Here is a 15,329-nt window from a genome sequence, read left to right as displayed (position 1 = left end):
CGTACACGCAGTAGCGTGCGACGTATGTCACCTAGATCCGCCGCGAAGACCGTCGGCGCCGGATTCGCGGTCGCGGCCCTCGCCGCGCTCGCGCAGCTCGGCCTGGCCTACGGCTTCGGGCTCCTCTCCTGGGCCGACGCGGCCCCCGGTGCCGCCGACCCCGTCCTCGACTACCGCTGGAACGCCAACCTCGCGTGGGTCGCCTGGTTCGCCGCGGCCTCCTGCGTCGTCGGCGGCCTCGCCTCCGGCGCGATCGGCTCCCGCGCTTCCGCGCACGCCACCCCCGGCACCCGCTTCGCCGCGGTCCTCGCGTCCGCGGCCGGGGCGTTCGCCGTCGGCCCCCTCGTCGCCCTCTCCGCCGAGCAGGGCGCCGTCTCCGACGGCTTCCCCACCGACCCGCTCGTCGCCGCCGGGCTCGGCGCCGCCGTCGGGTTCGCCCTCGCCCTCATCGGCCTCTCCTCCCGCTCGGTCGCCGTGAACGTCGGCGCCTCGGCGGCCCTCGTGTGGGTCCTCGCGATCCTCGCGGTGTTCGTGGACGTCGGCGAGCGCGTCTCGCCCGTCACCGAGCTCGGCGTGTGGGGCTCGTGGGCCGCCTCGGACACGTTCCTGGGCACCCGCGGGTTCTCCATCGCGATCCCGTTCGTGACGGGCTCGCTCGTCATCGGCGCGGTCGTCGCCGCGTTCGCGCGCCGCAGCCACATCTCCTCCTCCGGGTACCGCATCGCCGCGGCCTCCGGCATCGCCGGGCCCCTCATCGTCACCGTCGCGCACCTGGTCGCGGGCCCCTCGCGGCTCGACAACGCCGAGTCCCTCGCGGTCATGCTCGTCGGCCCCTACGCGGCCATCGCGGGACTCCTCGGCTCCCTCATCGTGTGCGCGCTCCCCAAGGCGGGCGGGCAGATCGACGACCGGCCGGAGCAGCGGACCGAGGCGCCGCGCACCGACGGGCTCACCGAGACCGTCCCCGGCTGGACCGTCCCCGCCCCCGCCTCCTCGTACGACGACGCGAACGACGGCACCACCGCCGACCTCGCCGCCGCTCCCGTCAAGCCCAAGCGCCCCACCCGCCGCGAGAAGCAGGCCGCGAAGGACTCCGAGCGCGCCGCGAAGCAGGAGGCCGCCAAGCGCGCCGAATGGGAGCCGCAGGCCGGCGACGAGACCCCCAACCCCGACGTCGACTGGGTGCAGGAGCTCAAGGCCGTCGACATGGAGGAGGAGGCCAAGGAGGCCCCCAAGCCCCGCCGCGCCAAGAAGACCACCGCGCGCACCCGCCGCAAGATCGACTCCGGCGACGCCGAATCCTAAGCACCGCAACGCAAAGCGGCCGGGCCCTATTCGGGCCCGGCCGCTCACGTGTTCACACCCCTCCCGTTCGCGGACGGGCCCGGCTCATCCCCGCGGGCGCGGGGCTTGCGGAGATCAGACCTCCCACTCGTGGACCGGCCGCCCGTCCGCGGACCGCGCCGCGTAGTCGAGGACCATGGCCCGCAGCGCGTCCCGGCGTTCGAGGCGCTGCCGGTGCTCGGCGACCTGCACGCGCGCGACCTGCCAGGTCGCGCCGTTCACGCCGCGGCGGCACCGCGACTCGATCACCCCGAGGAACCGGTCCGCGTCCCGCCCGCTCACGCCCAGCGACGACAGTCCCTCCGCGGCCTTCGGCAGCAGCTCGTCGACCACCAGGCGCCGCACCGGGACCAGGCCCAGGCCCGGCCACCACTGGTCCGCGTTGATGCCGTGCCGCGCCGCCGACCGGAAGTTCGCCGCCGCCTGCGCGAAGTCCATCCGCTCGCTCAACGGGACCTCCGCGTCCGCGAAGTGCACCGCCAGGCCGTAGAACAGCGCCATGTTCGCGCAGATGTCCACCGCCGTCGGCCCCGCCGCGACCACCCGGTTCTCCACGCGCACATGGGGCCTGCCCCGGAACACGTCGTACACCGGGCGGTTCCAGCGGTACACCGTCCCGTTGTGGTACCGCAGCTCCTGGAGGCTCGGGACCCCGCCGCCGGACACGACCGCCGCGGGGTCCTCCTCGTCGCACAGCGGTAAAAGGGGCGAGAAGTGCCGGTAGTTCTCGTCGAAGAGGTCGAGCACGCCGCCGATCCACCGCTCCCCGAACCACGCCCGCGGCTTGGCGCCCGCCGCCCGCTGGTTCGCCCGCCGCGTGTCGGTGCCCTGCTCGAACAGGATCACCCGCGTCTCGGCCCACAGCTGCCGCCCGAACAGGTACGGCGAGTTCGCGGCCGTCGCCACCTGCACGCCCGCGAACGCCTGCGCCGCGTTCCAGTACCGCGCGAAGTCCTCCGGCGCGACCTGCAAGTGGAACTGCACCGACGTGTTCGCCGACTCCGGCGCGATCGACGAGGACGTGAAGTCCACCGACTCCGCGCCCCGGATGTCGATCCGCAGGTCCTCCCCGCGCTGCGACATGATCTCCTCGTTGAGGATCCGGTACCGGCGCGCGGTCGACAGCGCGTCCACGCCCATGTGGTCGGTCGCCAGCGTCGGCATCGTCCCGATCGGGCAGATCTGCACCCCGGCCTTCCCGGCCGCCTCCCGCACCTCGGCGAGCACCGCCGCCAGATCGCTCTCGTACCAGGACAGCCCGGCCCCGTCGAGCAGCCGCGGCGGCAGGTTCAGCTCGATGTTGAACGCCCCCAGCTCGTGCTGCGCGCCGTACAGGGCGTCCTCCTCGCCCGACGTGTGCAGGTGCTCCAGCACCGCGTCGTTCGCGAACGCCGGGTCCCCGTCGGGCTCAACGAGGTCCAGCTCCAGTTCGAGACCCGTCATCGGCCTGCCCCGGTCCAGGCGCTCCTCGGCCAGCAACTGCGCGAGGGCCGCTCGTCCCGCCTGGAGTCTCGCCGAATATGCCGGGTGATCCCAGTGCTTCAAGGCAGAGCCGGTCACCTCGTCGCCCATATGTTCCTCCCCAGGAATCGAACGTCCATCAACTCTAGGACGCTTGGTCATGCGCTGGCTACCAAGGGAGAAGTTGTTTCGTCCCAAATGGTGTAGGTCGCGCTCATATTAGGGAGTCGCCCATCGCGGCGGTGTCGGGATCTTGACACAACCGGGTTCCCTCCGGCGACGCTCCGTCGCCGTGCAGGTCGGATGCGTTGCGACCGAGGCCACCCGGTCCTGCGGGGTCTTCCCGATAGGATCGCCGCGTGACCGATCAGCGCCCGTCCCGCAGGCCCGCCGAGTTCTTCGCCGCCAACCGCGGCGGCGGCCTCGTGACCCTGCACCTCGACCAGCGCGGCGGCGCGCTCTTCGCTTACGCCGCATGGCGGACCGGCCTGCGGCCGACCCACCTGACGCTCCTCAACCTGGTGCTCGGCCTCGCCGTCAGCGCCGCCGTGATCGCTTACATCCCGGCGGCGGAGGACGGCGCGCCGTGGTGGCCCGTCGCCTTCGGCGCGCTGGTCCTGTGGCACGCCGCGTACATGCTCGACTGCGCCGACGGCCAGCTCGCCCGCGTCACCGGCACCGGCTCGGACGCGGGCGCGCGCGTCGACATCCTCTGCGACGTCGCGATCCAGGCCTCGGTCGTCGCCGTCGTCGTCGCCGTCGTGGACGCTTACGCCCCTTGGGTTCCCGCGTGGTGCGGGGCGGCGTTCGCGGCCCTGTGGATGACGAACCTCGTCACCGCCGTGATGGCCAAAGAGGACTCGTCGGTGTCGATGGTGACGAGCACGAACATCGTCGTGCGGCTCGTGAAGCTCGTGCGCGACTACGGGTTCGTCGTCGCCGTCATCGCCGTCGCGCTCGCGTGGCCGGAGTCGATGGCCGCCGTGATGCTGTTCTTCGGGGCCGTCAACGGCCTGTTCCTCCTGGCGAGCATCGCCACGAGCGCACGGGCCACCCTCCGCTGAATCCTATAGGATATAGGATATATCCTATGTGGTCTCGGCCCTTACCCCTCGGCGAGCAGCTCCTCGTAGATCTCGACGAGCCGCCGCAGCGTCACCTCCGGCGCGAAGACCGCCTCGTAGCGGGCGCGCGCGTTCGCCGCGTACGCCGGGTCCTTCGCGACCTCGTTGATCGCCGCGGCGAGCGCCGCGGGCTCCGGCGCGGCCACGACCCCCGCGGGCGCGGGCGTGCCCTCCCCGGCGATGAACGGCGCCCCGCCCATGCTCGTGACGACCACGGCGCGCCCCGCGGCCAGGGCCTCGATCCCGGAGGTCGGCAGGATGTCCTGCCAGATCGACGGCACGATCACCGCGGCCGAGGAGGCGACGGCGGCGTCGCGCGCGACGGGGTCGAGCTGGCCGAGGTAGTGGATCTCAGGGTTCGCGGCGGCCGCGTCCTCGACGATCCCGCGCAGCGGCCCGTCCCCGGCGATCCGCAGCGGCACCGCCGGCTTCGCGATCTTCCACGCGTCGAGCAGCAGTTCCACGCCCTTCTCGGGGACGAGGCGGGCGCCGAACAGGAAGCCCTCGCCGAGCGGCGCGACCCCGGGGTCGGCGACCGCGTTCGGCTTCACGCGGATGCGCTCGGGCGCGATGCCGATGCCCTCCAGGTACCCGGCCATGGCGTCGGTGAGGGCGATGAACCGGTCCACGGTCCTCCAGGTGCCCTGGTGGACGCCGAGGGCGACGGCCATCACGGCGCTCTGCGGGCGCGAGCCCCGGTAGCAGGCGTGCTGCACGCCGGGCGCGTTCCAGCGCTTCCCGTGGCAGTCGCGGCAGTCGTGGCCGTCCCTGAAGTAGAGCCCGTTCATGCAGTCGTGCCGGTAGTTGTGAATGGTCTGCACCACTTTGACCCCGTGGCCGTGAGCGGTCCTGACCACGGACGGCGACAGCAGCGGGTACGGGTTGTGCAGGTGGAGGAGGTCGGGCCGCTCGCGTTCGAGGAGCGCGGCGAGCTGGCGCTGCGTCCCGGCGGCGTGGATCGGCGAAGCCGCCAGGAGTGCTTTCCTATGCGCCGGAAGGGAACCGATCTCGTCGGAGGAGCGCAGGAACGGGACCACCTCTATTCCCGCGTCGCGCAGCGCGCCGATCTCGTAGTCCACGATGACGTTCTCGCCGGAGGGCTGGGCCGAGGAGTACCGGTTGTGCGCGATGACGATCTTCACTGGCATCCTTCACGGACGGGGTGGCGGGAACGGCTTTCAGCTCGGCCGAAGATACCGCAGGAGCCGAATAGGTGTAGGTTGTCGGGTACCGTGTCGGCGGGCCGCCCGGTGATCAGGAGACGCAGCGTCGATCTCCGCCCGCGGACACTCACCTCCACCGTAAGCTGACGACCGCAGGGATGTGCAGTGGCTACGAGCCTGGAACGTCCAGCAAACAATATCCAGGGAAGCGGCAGTGTTCCGTACGGACGGACGGGGACCCAGGTGGCCGGTACGCGCGTAGGCGGCGACCCGCAGCTCGTCACCAACGGCGCCACCCGCCGCACCTGGCGGCGCCTCGTCCGCGCCTCGAACTGGCACCGCTACTACCAGGGCGCCCTCGTCGGCGCCGACCTGCTCGCCGCCCTCCTCGCCACCGTCATCGCCGTCAACCTCACCCACTCCCCGAGCGCCGGGTTCGACACCGACGACCAGCTCCACTTCTTCTACCTCACGGTCTGGCTGATCCTGCCCCTCGCCTGGCTGCTCGCCCTGTGGGGCACCGGCTCCTACGACCGCCGCTACTTCGGCATGGGCAACGAGGAGTTCAAGCGCGTCATCCGCGCCTCCATGTTCATGCTGGCGCTCGTCTCGTTCGCGGCCCTCACCTTCAAGGCCGACGTGTCCCGCGTCGCGGTCGCCGTCATCCTCCTCGCCGCCGCCGCGCTCGTCATCGGCTTCCGCTACGGCGCCCGGTACGGCCTGCACAAGCTGCGCCTCGCGGGCAAGGGCGTCCAGCGGGTCCTGCTCATCGGCGCCTACCCCGAGGCGCTGGAGGTGTACCGGACGGTCCGCCGCGCGCCCGCCGCGGGCCTGGTCCCCGTGGGCATATACGTCACCGAGGGCGCCTCCTCGGTCCGCAACCTCGACACCCCGGTCCCGGTCTTCGCCGGGACCGACGTCGTCACCTGCGCCGAGCGCCTCGAAGCCGACACGCTCGCCGTGTGCGGCTCGGCCTCCGCCGACGCCGCCGACCTGCGCCGCCTCGCCTGGCAGCTCGAAGGCACCGGCCGCGACCTCGTCGTCGCCCCCGCCCTCACCGACATCGCCGGGCCCCGCGTCCACATCCGCCCCGTCGAGGGCCTGCCGCTCCTGCACGTCGAGGAGCCGAAGATCTCCGGGATCGGCTGGCTCATCAAGAACATCCTCGACATCTCCTCCTCGGTGTTCGGGCTCATCCTCCTCTCGCCCCTGTTCCTGGCCGTGGCCATCGCCATCAAGACCGACAGCCCCGGCCCGGTGTTCTTCCGCCAGAACCGCGTCGGCCGCGACGGCGAGACGTTCTCGTGCTGGAAGTTCCGCACCATGTACATCGACGCCGAGGAGCGCCAGGCCGCGCTCATGATGCACAACGAGACCGACGGCCTGCTGTTCAAGATGAAGGACGACCCGCGCATCACCAAGGTCGGCAAATGGCTGCGCCGCACCTCGATCGACGAGTTCCCGCAGCTCATCAACGTCGTCCGCGGCGAGATGAGCCTCGTGGGCCCCCGGCCGCTCCCCGCCGAGAACGGCGACTTCCTCGGCGACGTGCGCCGCCGCCTGCTCGTCCGCCCCGGCATCACCGGCCTCTGGCAGGTCTCGGGCCGCTCCGACCTGTCCTGGGACGACGCGGTCCGCCTCGACCTCTACTACGTCGACAACTGGTCCCTCACGACCGACCTCCAGATCCTGTTCCGCACCGTCGCCGTAGTATTGCGACGAAAGGGCGCGTACTGACGGGCACACGGGCGTGCGTTGAGCGAATGCACAGCCTGCGCCCAGGTGAACGCCAGGCCAACCCTGATAATCTGGGATCTTGATGACTACTTACGGAACCGGCAGCCGCATCCTCGTCACCGGCGGCGCGGGCCTGGTGGGCAGCCACCTGGTCGACGCGCTCCTGGCGAAGGGCTGCGACGTGACCGCTGTCGACAACTTCGTGACCGGCTCGAAGGCCAACCTCCAGCCCCACGAGCGCCTCACCGTCGTCGAGGCCGACGTCACCGAGGGCCTCCCCGTCGGCGACGAGCCCTTCGACGCCGTCCTCCACTTCGCGTGCCCGGCCAGCCCGGTCGACTTCGCGACCCTCCCCGTGGAGATCCTCCGCGTCGACTCCGTCGGCACGCTGCACGCGCTCGACCGCGCGCTCGCCGACGGCGCCCGCTTCCTCATGGCCTCCACCTCCGAGGTGTACGGCGACCCGCTCGTCCACCCGCAGCCGGAGTCCTACTGGGGCAACGTGAACCCCATCGGGGTGCGCTCCTGCTACGACGAGGCCAAGCGATTCTCGGAGGCCGCCGTCGCGGCCTACCACCGCCACAAGGGCCTCGACGCCGCGATCGTGCGGATCTTCAACACGTACGGCCCGCGCATGCGCCCCGACGACGGCCGCGTCGTCCCCAGCTTCATCTCGCAGGCCCTCGCCGGGGAGCCCCTGACCATCCACGGCGACGGCTCCCAGACCCGCTCGCTGTGCTATGTCGACGACCTCGTCGCCGGCCTCGTGCTGCTCCTGGAGTCCGGCGAGTACGGGCCCGTGAACCTCGGCACGGAGTACGAGCTCACCGTCCGCGAGATGGCCGAAGTCATCCTGCGGCTCACCGGCTCGTCCTCGGCCATCGAGTACACCGACCGGCCCTCCGACGACCCCGAGCGCCGCCGCCCCGACCTCACCAGGGCCCGCGAGCTGCTCGGCTACGAGCCGCAGGTCCACTATGAGGCCGGTCTCAAGACCACCATCGACGACTTCGTCGCGAGGCGCGCTGCGGGGAAGCTCACCGCCCCCTGAGCGTTCTCCGATATTCCGCCCCGCGTGCGCGATCCGGTGCGCGGGCGGACACCACGTAAGCTGGCACCATGACGTATTCCGGTTCCAACTACCGCGGCAGCGCCTCCGTGCCCCCCGCGGGCGGCGGGGGCGGCGCGCGCGTCGCCGCCGCGGCGGCCGGCGGCGGCTCGACCCGGCGGGGCCTCATCGGCTCCGGGATCGGCCTCGTGGCCTCCATCGCGGCCACCGGCGGCGGGTTCGCGATCTGGTCGACCGCCAAGACCACCGACGCCGACCTCGACCGGCCGTTCGACCTCGAAGCGATCCCCGACGAGGACCGCCCCGAGAAGCTGAACGCGGCCCTGAACATCCTCATCGTCGGCTCCGACCACCGCGAGGGCAACGACGAGGCCGACGCCCGCTCGGACACCAACATCATCATGCACGTCGCCGAGGACGGGACCGAGGCGTACGGCGTCTCCATCCCGCGCGACCTCTACGTGCACATCCCCGAGTACGCCGACGCCAGCAACTACCCCGAGTACACCGGGTCCGACGCGAAGTTCAACGCCGCGTACGCCTGGGGCGGCGTGCCGCTCACCGTCCTCACCATCGAGGAGTTCACCGGCGTCCGCATCGACCACGTCGTCGAGATCGACTTCGCAGGCCTCGTCCAGGTCGTCGACGCCCTCGGCGGCGTCACCATCGACATCGAGGCCGCCGACGCCGACGGCTACATCACCGACGAGCCCGGCGTCGAGTCGATCCACGGCGACCACATGTTCTTCCCCGCGGGCCCCACCGAGCTCACCGGGGAGCAGGCCCTCGACTACGTGCGCCAGCGCAAGCAGTGGAACCGCGGCGACTTCGCGCGCATGCAGCACCAGCAGGACCTCATCAAGGCCATCATGGACTCGGCGCTGAGCGCGGGCGTGCTCACCAGCCGCTCGACGCTCACCAGCTTCATCGACTCCACGTCGGACGCCGTCAAGGTCGACACCGAGTTCAACGTCGTCTCGACCGCGATCAGCCTCATGGACCTGCGCAGCGACGACCTGGTCTTCATGACCACGCCGAACCTCGGCACGGACACCATCGGCGGCGAGTCCGTGGTCGTCTACTCGTACGACCTGGAGAACCCGTCGAACGACAACCCGGAGGCGACGAGCCTCTGGGACGCGATCCGCGAGGACACCGTGGGCGCCTGGGTCGAGCAGAACGCGGACCTCGTCGGCGGCGGCGAGGAGTAGCGGAGTCTTCAGCGCGGGGCCCGGCCGGAAGGCCGGGCCCCGCTGCGTCTCCAGGCGACTTCCGTCGTCCGATGTGCCTGGTGTGCTCACCGATTCCCTTGCGCCCATTGGTGCTCGTGCGACTTCGTGGGGTGATCCCGAAGCCCGGCATTGTGATCAAGGTCGTACGATGTGCGCAACGAACCTTCGACGAAGAGGCAGCGCCATGGCAGAGAACGATGAGTACGTGCCCGAATTCGACATCTCCAGGCCCACGATCGCCCGCGTCTACGACGCGATCCTCGGCGGCAAGGACAACTTCGCGGCCGACCGCGAGGGCCGCGACGCCTACGTGAAGTACGTGCCCAACGCGAAGGACGTCGCCCTCGACAACCGCGAGGGCCTCCGCAAGGGCGTCGAGTACATCGCCAAGCAGGGCGTCGACCAGTTCCTCGACATCGGCGCCGGGCTGCCGACCATGCAGAACACCCACCAGATCGCCCAGGCCGTCAACCCCGACGCCACGGTCGTCTACGTGGACAACGACCCGATCGTGCTCGCCCACGGCCGGGCCCTGCTCGCCACCAACAAGACCACGACGATCGTCACCGCCGACCTGCGGGACCCGCAGAGCATCCTCGACCACGAGGAGGTGAAGGCGAACATCGACTTCACCCGCCCCGTCGGGCTCATGGTCGTGGGCCTCCACATGCACTTCCACGACGACGAGCAGCCCGACGAGTGGGTGCGAGTCCTCCTCGACGCCTGCCCCAGCGGGTCCTACCTGCTCATCACCGACTTCGTCGACACCGGGGAGCCGCTCCAGAAGGCCATCGAGCAGGCCGGCCTGGAGTCCCTGGGCAACGGCTGGATCCGCACCCCCGAGCGCATCCGGGAGCACTTCCTGGGCCTGCCGCTGGTGGACGACAAGCTGGAGTTCATCCCGCGCTGGTTCCCGGGCGAGCCCGACCGCGAGGTGCCCGCGGTCGAGGACCTCGAACCGTGGCACAAGATCATGATGGGCGGCATCGGCTACAAGGCGTAATCCGCGATTCGAAGGCGCACGGCCGCGGCCGTGCGCCTTCGGCGTGTCAGGGGGACTCTCACCCGATGGGGTGAACTTCCTTCGGACGGACGGAAACGTCCACGCCCGGAGGGCGGTCACTAGGAGTAGTGGTCGCGGATGATCTCGTGGATGATGTCCTGCGTGTCGCGCGGTTGGGCCGCCTGGACGCACAGGTGCTCCATCGCCGCCTGGTAGGCGTCCACGTCGGCGTCGCGGTCGAGGTACAGGCCGCCGGTGAGGTGCTCCATGTAGATGACGTCGTCGAGCTCCGGGTACGCGAAGCGCAGCCAGGTGAACGGCGCGCCGGCACCGGAGTGGGCGCCGCTGTCGAAGCGCACGATCTGGATCCGCACGTTGGGGCGGTCGCAGGCCTCGGCGAGGGCGACGAGCTGCTCGCGCATGACGCCGTAGCCGCCGAAGGGCCGGTGCAGCGCGGCCTCGTCGATGACGGTCCACAGTGTGGCCGGATCGGTCTCGCGGTCGAGGACCTTCTGCCGCGCCATGCGCAGCTCGATCCGGTTGTCGATCTCGCGCAGCGGCGTGTGCCCGTAGCCGAGCATGAGCAGCGAGCGGGCGTACTCGCGGGACTGGAGCAGGCCCGGGACGAGCTGGACCTCGTAGGAGCGGATCGTGGAGGCGGCGCTCTCCAGGTCCAGATAGGTCGAGAACCAGTCGGGCAGCGACTCGCCGTACGGGTGCCACCAGCTCGGCCGGTTGGCCTCGCGGCAGAGGTTGACCATGCGCTCGATCTCGGCCTGGTCGGTGATCCCGTACATGACCAGCAGGTCTTCGATGTCCCTGAGCCGGAACGAGACCCGTCCCAGCTCCATGCGGCTGATCTTCGACTCGGAGCCGCGGATCTCGAACCCGGCGTCCTTGCGGGTGATGTCCGCGGCCTCGCGGAGGCGCCGGAGCTGCCCGCCGATCATCATCCGCAGGGCGGTGGCGCCGGTCGGCGTCTCTTCCTTGGCCATGTCGGCCACCTCCTCTCGCGGTGATCGGCCGGAAACGGACCCACCCTGACAGGGTAGCCCGTCGGGCCGGTCCTGCCAGGGTGAGTGTGCAGCCCTTGGGCTTCCGTCTCTCGATCCTTATGCGATCAGGTCGTCGAACTCGCCGTCCTTGGCGCCTTCGACGAGGGCCCGGATCTCGGCGACCGTGTAGACGAGGGCGGGACCCTCGGGGAAGCGTGAGTTGCGCACGGCGATGTCACCCTGCGGGAGTTCGGCCAGCTCGACGCAGTTGCCGCCGTTCGGGCCGGAACGGCTGCTCTTGCGCCATGTCAGCGACGAGGGGAGCTCCCCAGCCGGGATTCCGTTGCGTGCCTTGTCCATAGAGATTCCTTCCACCAGTGGCCGGTACGTCCGACCGGATTCTCTTTTCAATTCGATCGACCGCCGGAGGCGTGGAACCGGGTGCCGCGGGCATACCAGACGGCCGCCCAGGCGGACGATTCCGACATCCCCGTAGTCGATCGGATCAAGTGTCGCACATTACACTCCGTGACTGCACGGGAGGATGGACGCGCAAATGCACGTGCATCTGCCCGGTGTCGATGCATGTTACGATGAATGTGACAATGCACATAGACACGGCCGTAGAAGGTATGCGACCGTTGTCACGGACTCAAATGCCGCTAACCGACGCTTCGGGCAGCGACGGGCGGAACGGGCCGAAACCTCCGGGTCTTCGGACCGGCAACCGCCGTCGCGAACGGGCGTCCCGCATCTCATAACCGGACAAGTGCCAGTGCAGAGCTTGGCCGGGCCCCCGCTCCGGCGAGGCCCGATCGTCGCCCGGAGAGGGGTTGGGTGCCATATGGAACGTCTTGAGGCGCAGACGTTGCTACAGGCAGCCGCGGCAGGCAAGCTGCGGAGCTCGATGTGCCAGCAGGTGATGGCGATCGAGTACGACCGCAGCGGCGCCGTGCTCTACCGCTGCGCCCGCTCCTGCGGCAAGCACACCGCGGACGCCGCCCAGGTCCAGGCAGGACTCCTGTGGCACTACCGCGGGCGCAGCCTCGGCGAGCACTACGGGCTCCCCGACGAGGACATCGTCGACGACATGTTCGCCTCGCTCCAGCTCGCCTGGATCCGCGACGGCGACATCTACACGGCGCGCTTCCGCTTATCGCAGCGCGCCCCCGAGACCTTTCTCTATTTGGTGGGATAGGGCTTCGGGGAGGCCGGTGGGGGCCTCCCCGAGCTCTTCACCAAGACCAGAACACATCGCGAACAGTGCTGACACACTGAAACAACGGGCGGGACCCCAGAGGCCCCGCCCGTTCTCGCTGCCCGGACTCAGCGGCCGCGCCCGGAGGCCGGGTCCGCCTCGCCCCTGCGGTGCCGGCCGCCGCCGGGCCCGAGGTCCTCGGCGCGGCCGAAGTACGCGCGGGCGCCTTCGCCCATCGCCCCGATCGTCACGGTCGCGCCGTCCCCGACGACGCCGATGTGGACGCTGCCGATCCGCGCGCCCCCGAAGAGGACGGCCGCGTGCTCCTCGCTCATGTCGCTCCCTTCTCGCCGCCCTGCTGCTGCTGCGGCTGCTGCCCGGCCTGGTGCTGGTGCTGGACGACGGAGGCGTTCGAGCCCATCGCCGTCACGCTGACGTGGCCGGGCCCGAGGACGCCGGTGTTCATCTCGCCGTTGTTGACCACGTTGTAGTTGACGACCGCCGCGATCTGCTCCTCCAGCGAGCTCGCGTCGATGTTGCGCTCCTTCAGGAACTCCACCACCGCGGTGAGGACCCTGCGGCGGAGGATGCGGATGTACACGAGCGGCTTCGTCAGGTCGAGGTACTCGGCGTCGGGGTTGACGCTGAGCTCCCTGACCCCGTACTGCGCGCCGCGGTCCGGCGGCTGCCACCCGGTCAGCTCCGGGCGGCCCCGGACCGTGTTCCGGATGCCGCGGCCCGCGCGCATGAGCAGGTCGCTCGGGCTCAGCAGCAGCTCCACCGGGAGCGACGCCGCGACCGGGACCGTGCACCACAGCGCCGCGCTCCGCCACCGGATCGGCCCGTTGCGGTACAGGTGGTACCCGGGCCACGTGTCGGGGATGACGCAGGGGGAGAACCACATCGACAGCGACCCGCCTTCGAGCGTGAAGCGCGTGAAGAAGTTGGTGACCGATCCTCCTTCCGCGGTCGACACCTGGAACCGCAGCTCCCTGCGGACCACGCCGTCCAGGGACGCCGCGTCGGCCTGCGGGCCGCCGACGTGGAAGTCGGACACGAAGCACTGCTCCGTGATCTCCAGGTCGGGCAGCGCCGATGCGGACGGCGACGCCGCGGTCTGCTTCTCGACCGACGCGCGGAGGTGGCCGTGCAGCTCGTCAACGGTGAACGGCTGCATCTCGCCCCGTTCGGCCTGCTCCGCGGTCTGCGACAGCGACAGTGAGAACAGGTCCTGCGACAGCCTGAAGCCGAACCCGGGGTAGTCCCGGCGGTACTTCCGCGGGCAGACCACCGGGCCGGACCGCTCCGCGGCGCCGATGCGGCCGATCCGCCCGTTCCGGCGCCGCGGCGACGGCGTCCGGACCGGCACCGTGACCAGGCAGCGGAGCCTGATCCACTCGAAGGCGCTGCGGCACAGGACGAGTCCCACGAGCACCGCCCAGACCGGAACGCCGCCGGAGACCACGTCGATCCAGACGAGCACCGTCAAGGCGACGACCGCGCCGCCGATGTGGCCGCCCTTGATCCGCTCCTCGATCCGGATCAGGAGGCGGTCGAGCCTGGGGCGGCGGCGCATCGACGAGACCCGCAGCGAGGAGCCGACGCCGTGGAGCTTCACCGCGGGCACGGCCCAGGCCGCCAGGCACGCCAGGAGCAGGAACCGGTCCGGGCCCGGGACCGCGATGCAGGCGGCGAGCGCCGCCACCGTCGCCAGGTCCTCGGCGAGGTCGATCGCGCGGGCGCGGCGGGCGTGCAGCAGCACGGGGACCGGATCGCAGCCGGGGCTCGGGGCGACCGCGAGGTCGCGCCGCGAGTAGACGTGCTCCACGACCGCCTCGCGGAACCGGTAGTCGAGGTAGGCGCCCGCGCTCATGTGGGCGGTGGCGTCGCCGCGGAACTGCGGCCGCGGCTCGTCCTGCCGCGCGGCCGGCCTCGGCGGCGCGACGGCGGTGGCGGTCACCGGTCCTCCTCCTCGTCGCGGTAGTGGTGGTGGATGTGGCCCGTGGCGTTGGTGCCGATCGCGCCGAAGGTGGCATTGCCCCCGTCGCCCATGTAGCCGATGGTGGTGTTCGATCCGGGCTGCGGTTCGAAGTGGTACTTCGAGGACGGCGGCGTCGGCGCGGGAGCGGGTTCGACGGGGTCCGGGTCGTACCGGTCGATGAGCGCGAGGGCGAACGCGGCGGCGCGCCGGGCCGCCATCGGCTGGGTCCGCTTGTCGGTCTCCTTGTCCTTGTCGTCCAAGCGGTCCGAGACGCCGCGGATCACGGTCGCCTCGACGCCCCGGACCTGGCGGGCCGCGGCCATGGCGCCGAAGCCCTCCATGTCGATCGCGGTGGCGTCGCTGAAGTGCTTCCGGATGAGCTCCGCGGTGTCGGAGGCGCTCCCGGTGACGACCTTGCCGCCGGAGGCGATCGGCCGGTGGTGGACCTCCGGGGCGGTGTCGGCTTCGGGCTCGGCCCGCCAGATCCAGGTGCCTTCGAGGCTCACCCGCTTCGCCTGCTCGTCGAGGATCGCGGAGGTCGGGAGGGAGTCGATCCGCGGGAGGTACTCCAGGTCGGTGTCCTGGCCGCCTTCGTACCCGTAGACCTTGGTCGCGGCGACGACGTCGCCGACCGCGGAGCGGCGAAGTCCGCCGCCCACACCCACCAGCAGGAGGACCTGGGGCTCCCAGGCGGCGAGGGCGCGTTCGACCGCCGCCGAGGTCTCGGTGTTGCCCCTGCCGGTGAGCGCCAGGACGAGGCGCCAGTCCGCCTTGCGGCCGCGGTAGTCGAACCGCTCGTAGACCGAGTCGCGGCGGTGCTCCTCGGTCGCGGTGCCGCCGATCAGGCCGCGGACGGCGCGGTATTCGAGTTCGAGCGGGGTGCAGATGACGGCGGTGGGATGGGTGGTCATGCGGTGCTCCGTGGGGTGCGGGGTCCGTGATCGGCCTGCGGGGACCGAGGAAGCCGAGGTGAGGACCAATATTGTTTATTGGACAATTGACTGCTACGATCCTAGGCACGA

At 70.8% G+C, this 15,329-nt stretch carries 14 protein-coding genes; 7 read left to right on the top strand and 7 right to left on the bottom strand.

Translation table 11 applies throughout. The features are described from left to right. Positions 1-24 precede the first annotated feature (24 nt). Positions 25-1,305, top strand: coding sequence for a hypothetical protein (locus B0I28_RS12800; RefSeq protein WP_106364213.1), 1,281 nt, complete (start codon positions 25-27; stop codon positions 1,303-1,305). 114 nt (positions 1,306-1,419) lie between these two features. Here the strand turns inward: B0I28_RS12800 and B0I28_RS12795 are convergent, their stop codons facing one another. Next, complete coding sequence (locus B0I28_RS12795) at positions 1,420-2,787, bottom strand: glutamate-cysteine ligase family protein (RefSeq protein WP_146148077.1); 1,368 nt, start codon at positions 2,785-2,787, stop codon at positions 1,420-1,422. A gap of 377 nt (positions 2,788-3,164) precedes the next feature. On the opposite strand from B0I28_RS12795, the gene B0I28_RS12790 reads away from it, so the two are divergent. Further along, positions 3,165-3,869 carry a CDP-alcohol phosphatidyltransferase family protein gene (locus B0I28_RS12790; RefSeq protein ID WP_106364211.1) on the top strand — a complete coding sequence of 235 codons (705 nt, stop codon included), beginning with the start codon at positions 3,165-3,167 and terminating at the stop codon, positions 3,867-3,869. A 41-nt stretch (positions 3,870-3,910) separates the two neighbouring features. Here the strand turns inward: B0I28_RS12790 and B0I28_RS12785 are convergent, their stop codons facing one another. Beyond that, complete coding sequence (locus B0I28_RS12785; RefSeq protein WP_106364210.1) at positions 3,911-5,071, bottom strand: glycosyltransferase; 1,161 nt, start codon at positions 5,069-5,071, stop codon at positions 3,911-3,913. Positions 5,072-5,257: 186 nt separating this feature from the next. Here B0I28_RS12785 and B0I28_RS12780 point away from each other — a divergent pair, with 186 nt between their 5' ends. The 4 genes from B0I28_RS12780 to B0I28_RS12765 all read left to right on the top strand — a co-directional run bounded on the left by B0I28_RS12780 (position 5,258) and on the right by B0I28_RS12765 (position 10,133). Further along, positions 5,258-6,829 (top strand): sugar transferase, encoded by a 1,572-nt coding sequence (locus B0I28_RS12780; protein WP_106364209.1) that lies wholly within the window; start codon positions 5,258-5,260, stop codon positions 6,827-6,829. A gap of 82 nt (positions 6,830-6,911) precedes the next feature. Beyond that, a complete protein-coding gene (locus B0I28_RS12775; RefSeq protein ID WP_106364208.1) occupies positions 6,912-7,880 on the top strand; it encodes a UDP-glucuronic acid decarboxylase family protein in 969 nt (322 codons plus the stop codon). Positions 7,881-7,948: 68 nt separating this feature from the next. Continuing rightward, the gene (locus tag B0I28_RS12770; RefSeq protein WP_106364207.1) at positions 7,949-9,109 is read left to right on the top strand and encodes an LCP family protein; all 1,161 of its coding nucleotides are present in this window, start codon (positions 7,949-7,951) and stop codon (positions 9,107-9,109) included. 205 nt (positions 9,110-9,314) lie between these two features. Beyond that, complete coding sequence (locus tag B0I28_RS12765; RefSeq protein ID WP_106364206.1) at positions 9,315-10,133, top strand: SAM-dependent methyltransferase; 819 nt, start codon at positions 9,315-9,317, stop codon at positions 10,131-10,133. A 119-nt stretch (positions 10,134-10,252) separates the two neighbouring features. Here the strand turns inward: B0I28_RS12765 and B0I28_RS12760 are convergent, their stop codons facing one another. Both B0I28_RS12760 and B0I28_RS12755 read right to left on the bottom strand, forming a co-directional pair. Further along, the gene (locus B0I28_RS12760) at positions 10,253-11,128 is read right to left on the bottom strand and encodes a helix-turn-helix domain-containing protein (protein ID WP_245888961.1); all 876 of its coding nucleotides are present in this window, start codon (positions 11,126-11,128) and stop codon (positions 10,253-10,255) included. Positions 11,129-11,245: 117 nt separating this feature from the next. After that, a complete protein-coding gene (locus B0I28_RS12755) occupies positions 11,246-11,488 on the bottom strand; it encodes a DUF397 domain-containing protein (protein ID WP_106364204.1) in 243 nt (80 codons plus the stop codon). 508 nt (positions 11,489-11,996) lie between these two features. Between B0I28_RS12755 and B0I28_RS12750 the strand changes: the two genes are divergently transcribed. Next, positions 11,997-12,326 (top strand): hypothetical protein, encoded by a 330-nt coding sequence (locus tag B0I28_RS12750; RefSeq protein ID WP_146148076.1) that lies wholly within the window; start codon positions 11,997-11,999, stop codon positions 12,324-12,326. A 128-nt stretch (positions 12,327-12,454) separates the two neighbouring features. Here B0I28_RS12750 and B0I28_RS12745 read toward each other — a convergent pair whose 3' ends face one another. The 3 genes from B0I28_RS12745 to B0I28_RS12735 are packed head-to-tail and all read right to left on the bottom strand — an operon-like array spanning position 12,455 to position 15,218. Beyond that, entirely contained in the window at positions 12,455-12,661 is a 207-nt protein-coding gene (locus B0I28_RS12745; protein ID WP_106364202.1) for a hypothetical protein, read from the bottom strand. After that, entirely contained in the window at positions 12,658-14,286 is a 1,629-nt protein-coding gene (locus B0I28_RS12740; RefSeq protein ID WP_106364201.1) for a hypothetical protein, read from the bottom strand. The genes B0I28_RS12745 and B0I28_RS12740 overlap by 4 nt, the downstream gene beginning before the upstream one ends. Beyond that, a complete protein-coding gene (locus tag B0I28_RS12735; protein WP_106364200.1) occupies positions 14,283-15,218 on the bottom strand; it encodes a 5'-methylthioadenosine/S-adenosylhomocysteine nucleosidase family protein in 936 nt (311 codons plus the stop codon). The genes B0I28_RS12740 and B0I28_RS12735 overlap by 4 nt, the downstream gene beginning before the upstream one ends. Positions 15,219-15,329 lie beyond the last annotated feature (111 nt).

Source organism: Glycomyces artemisiae, from assembly GCF_003002955.1.
Taxonomy (GTDB): Bacteria; Actinomycetota; Actinomycetes; order Mycobacteriales; family Micromonosporaceae; genus Glycomyces; species Glycomyces artemisiae.
This window is presented reverse-complemented; position numbering and strand designations above follow the sequence as displayed.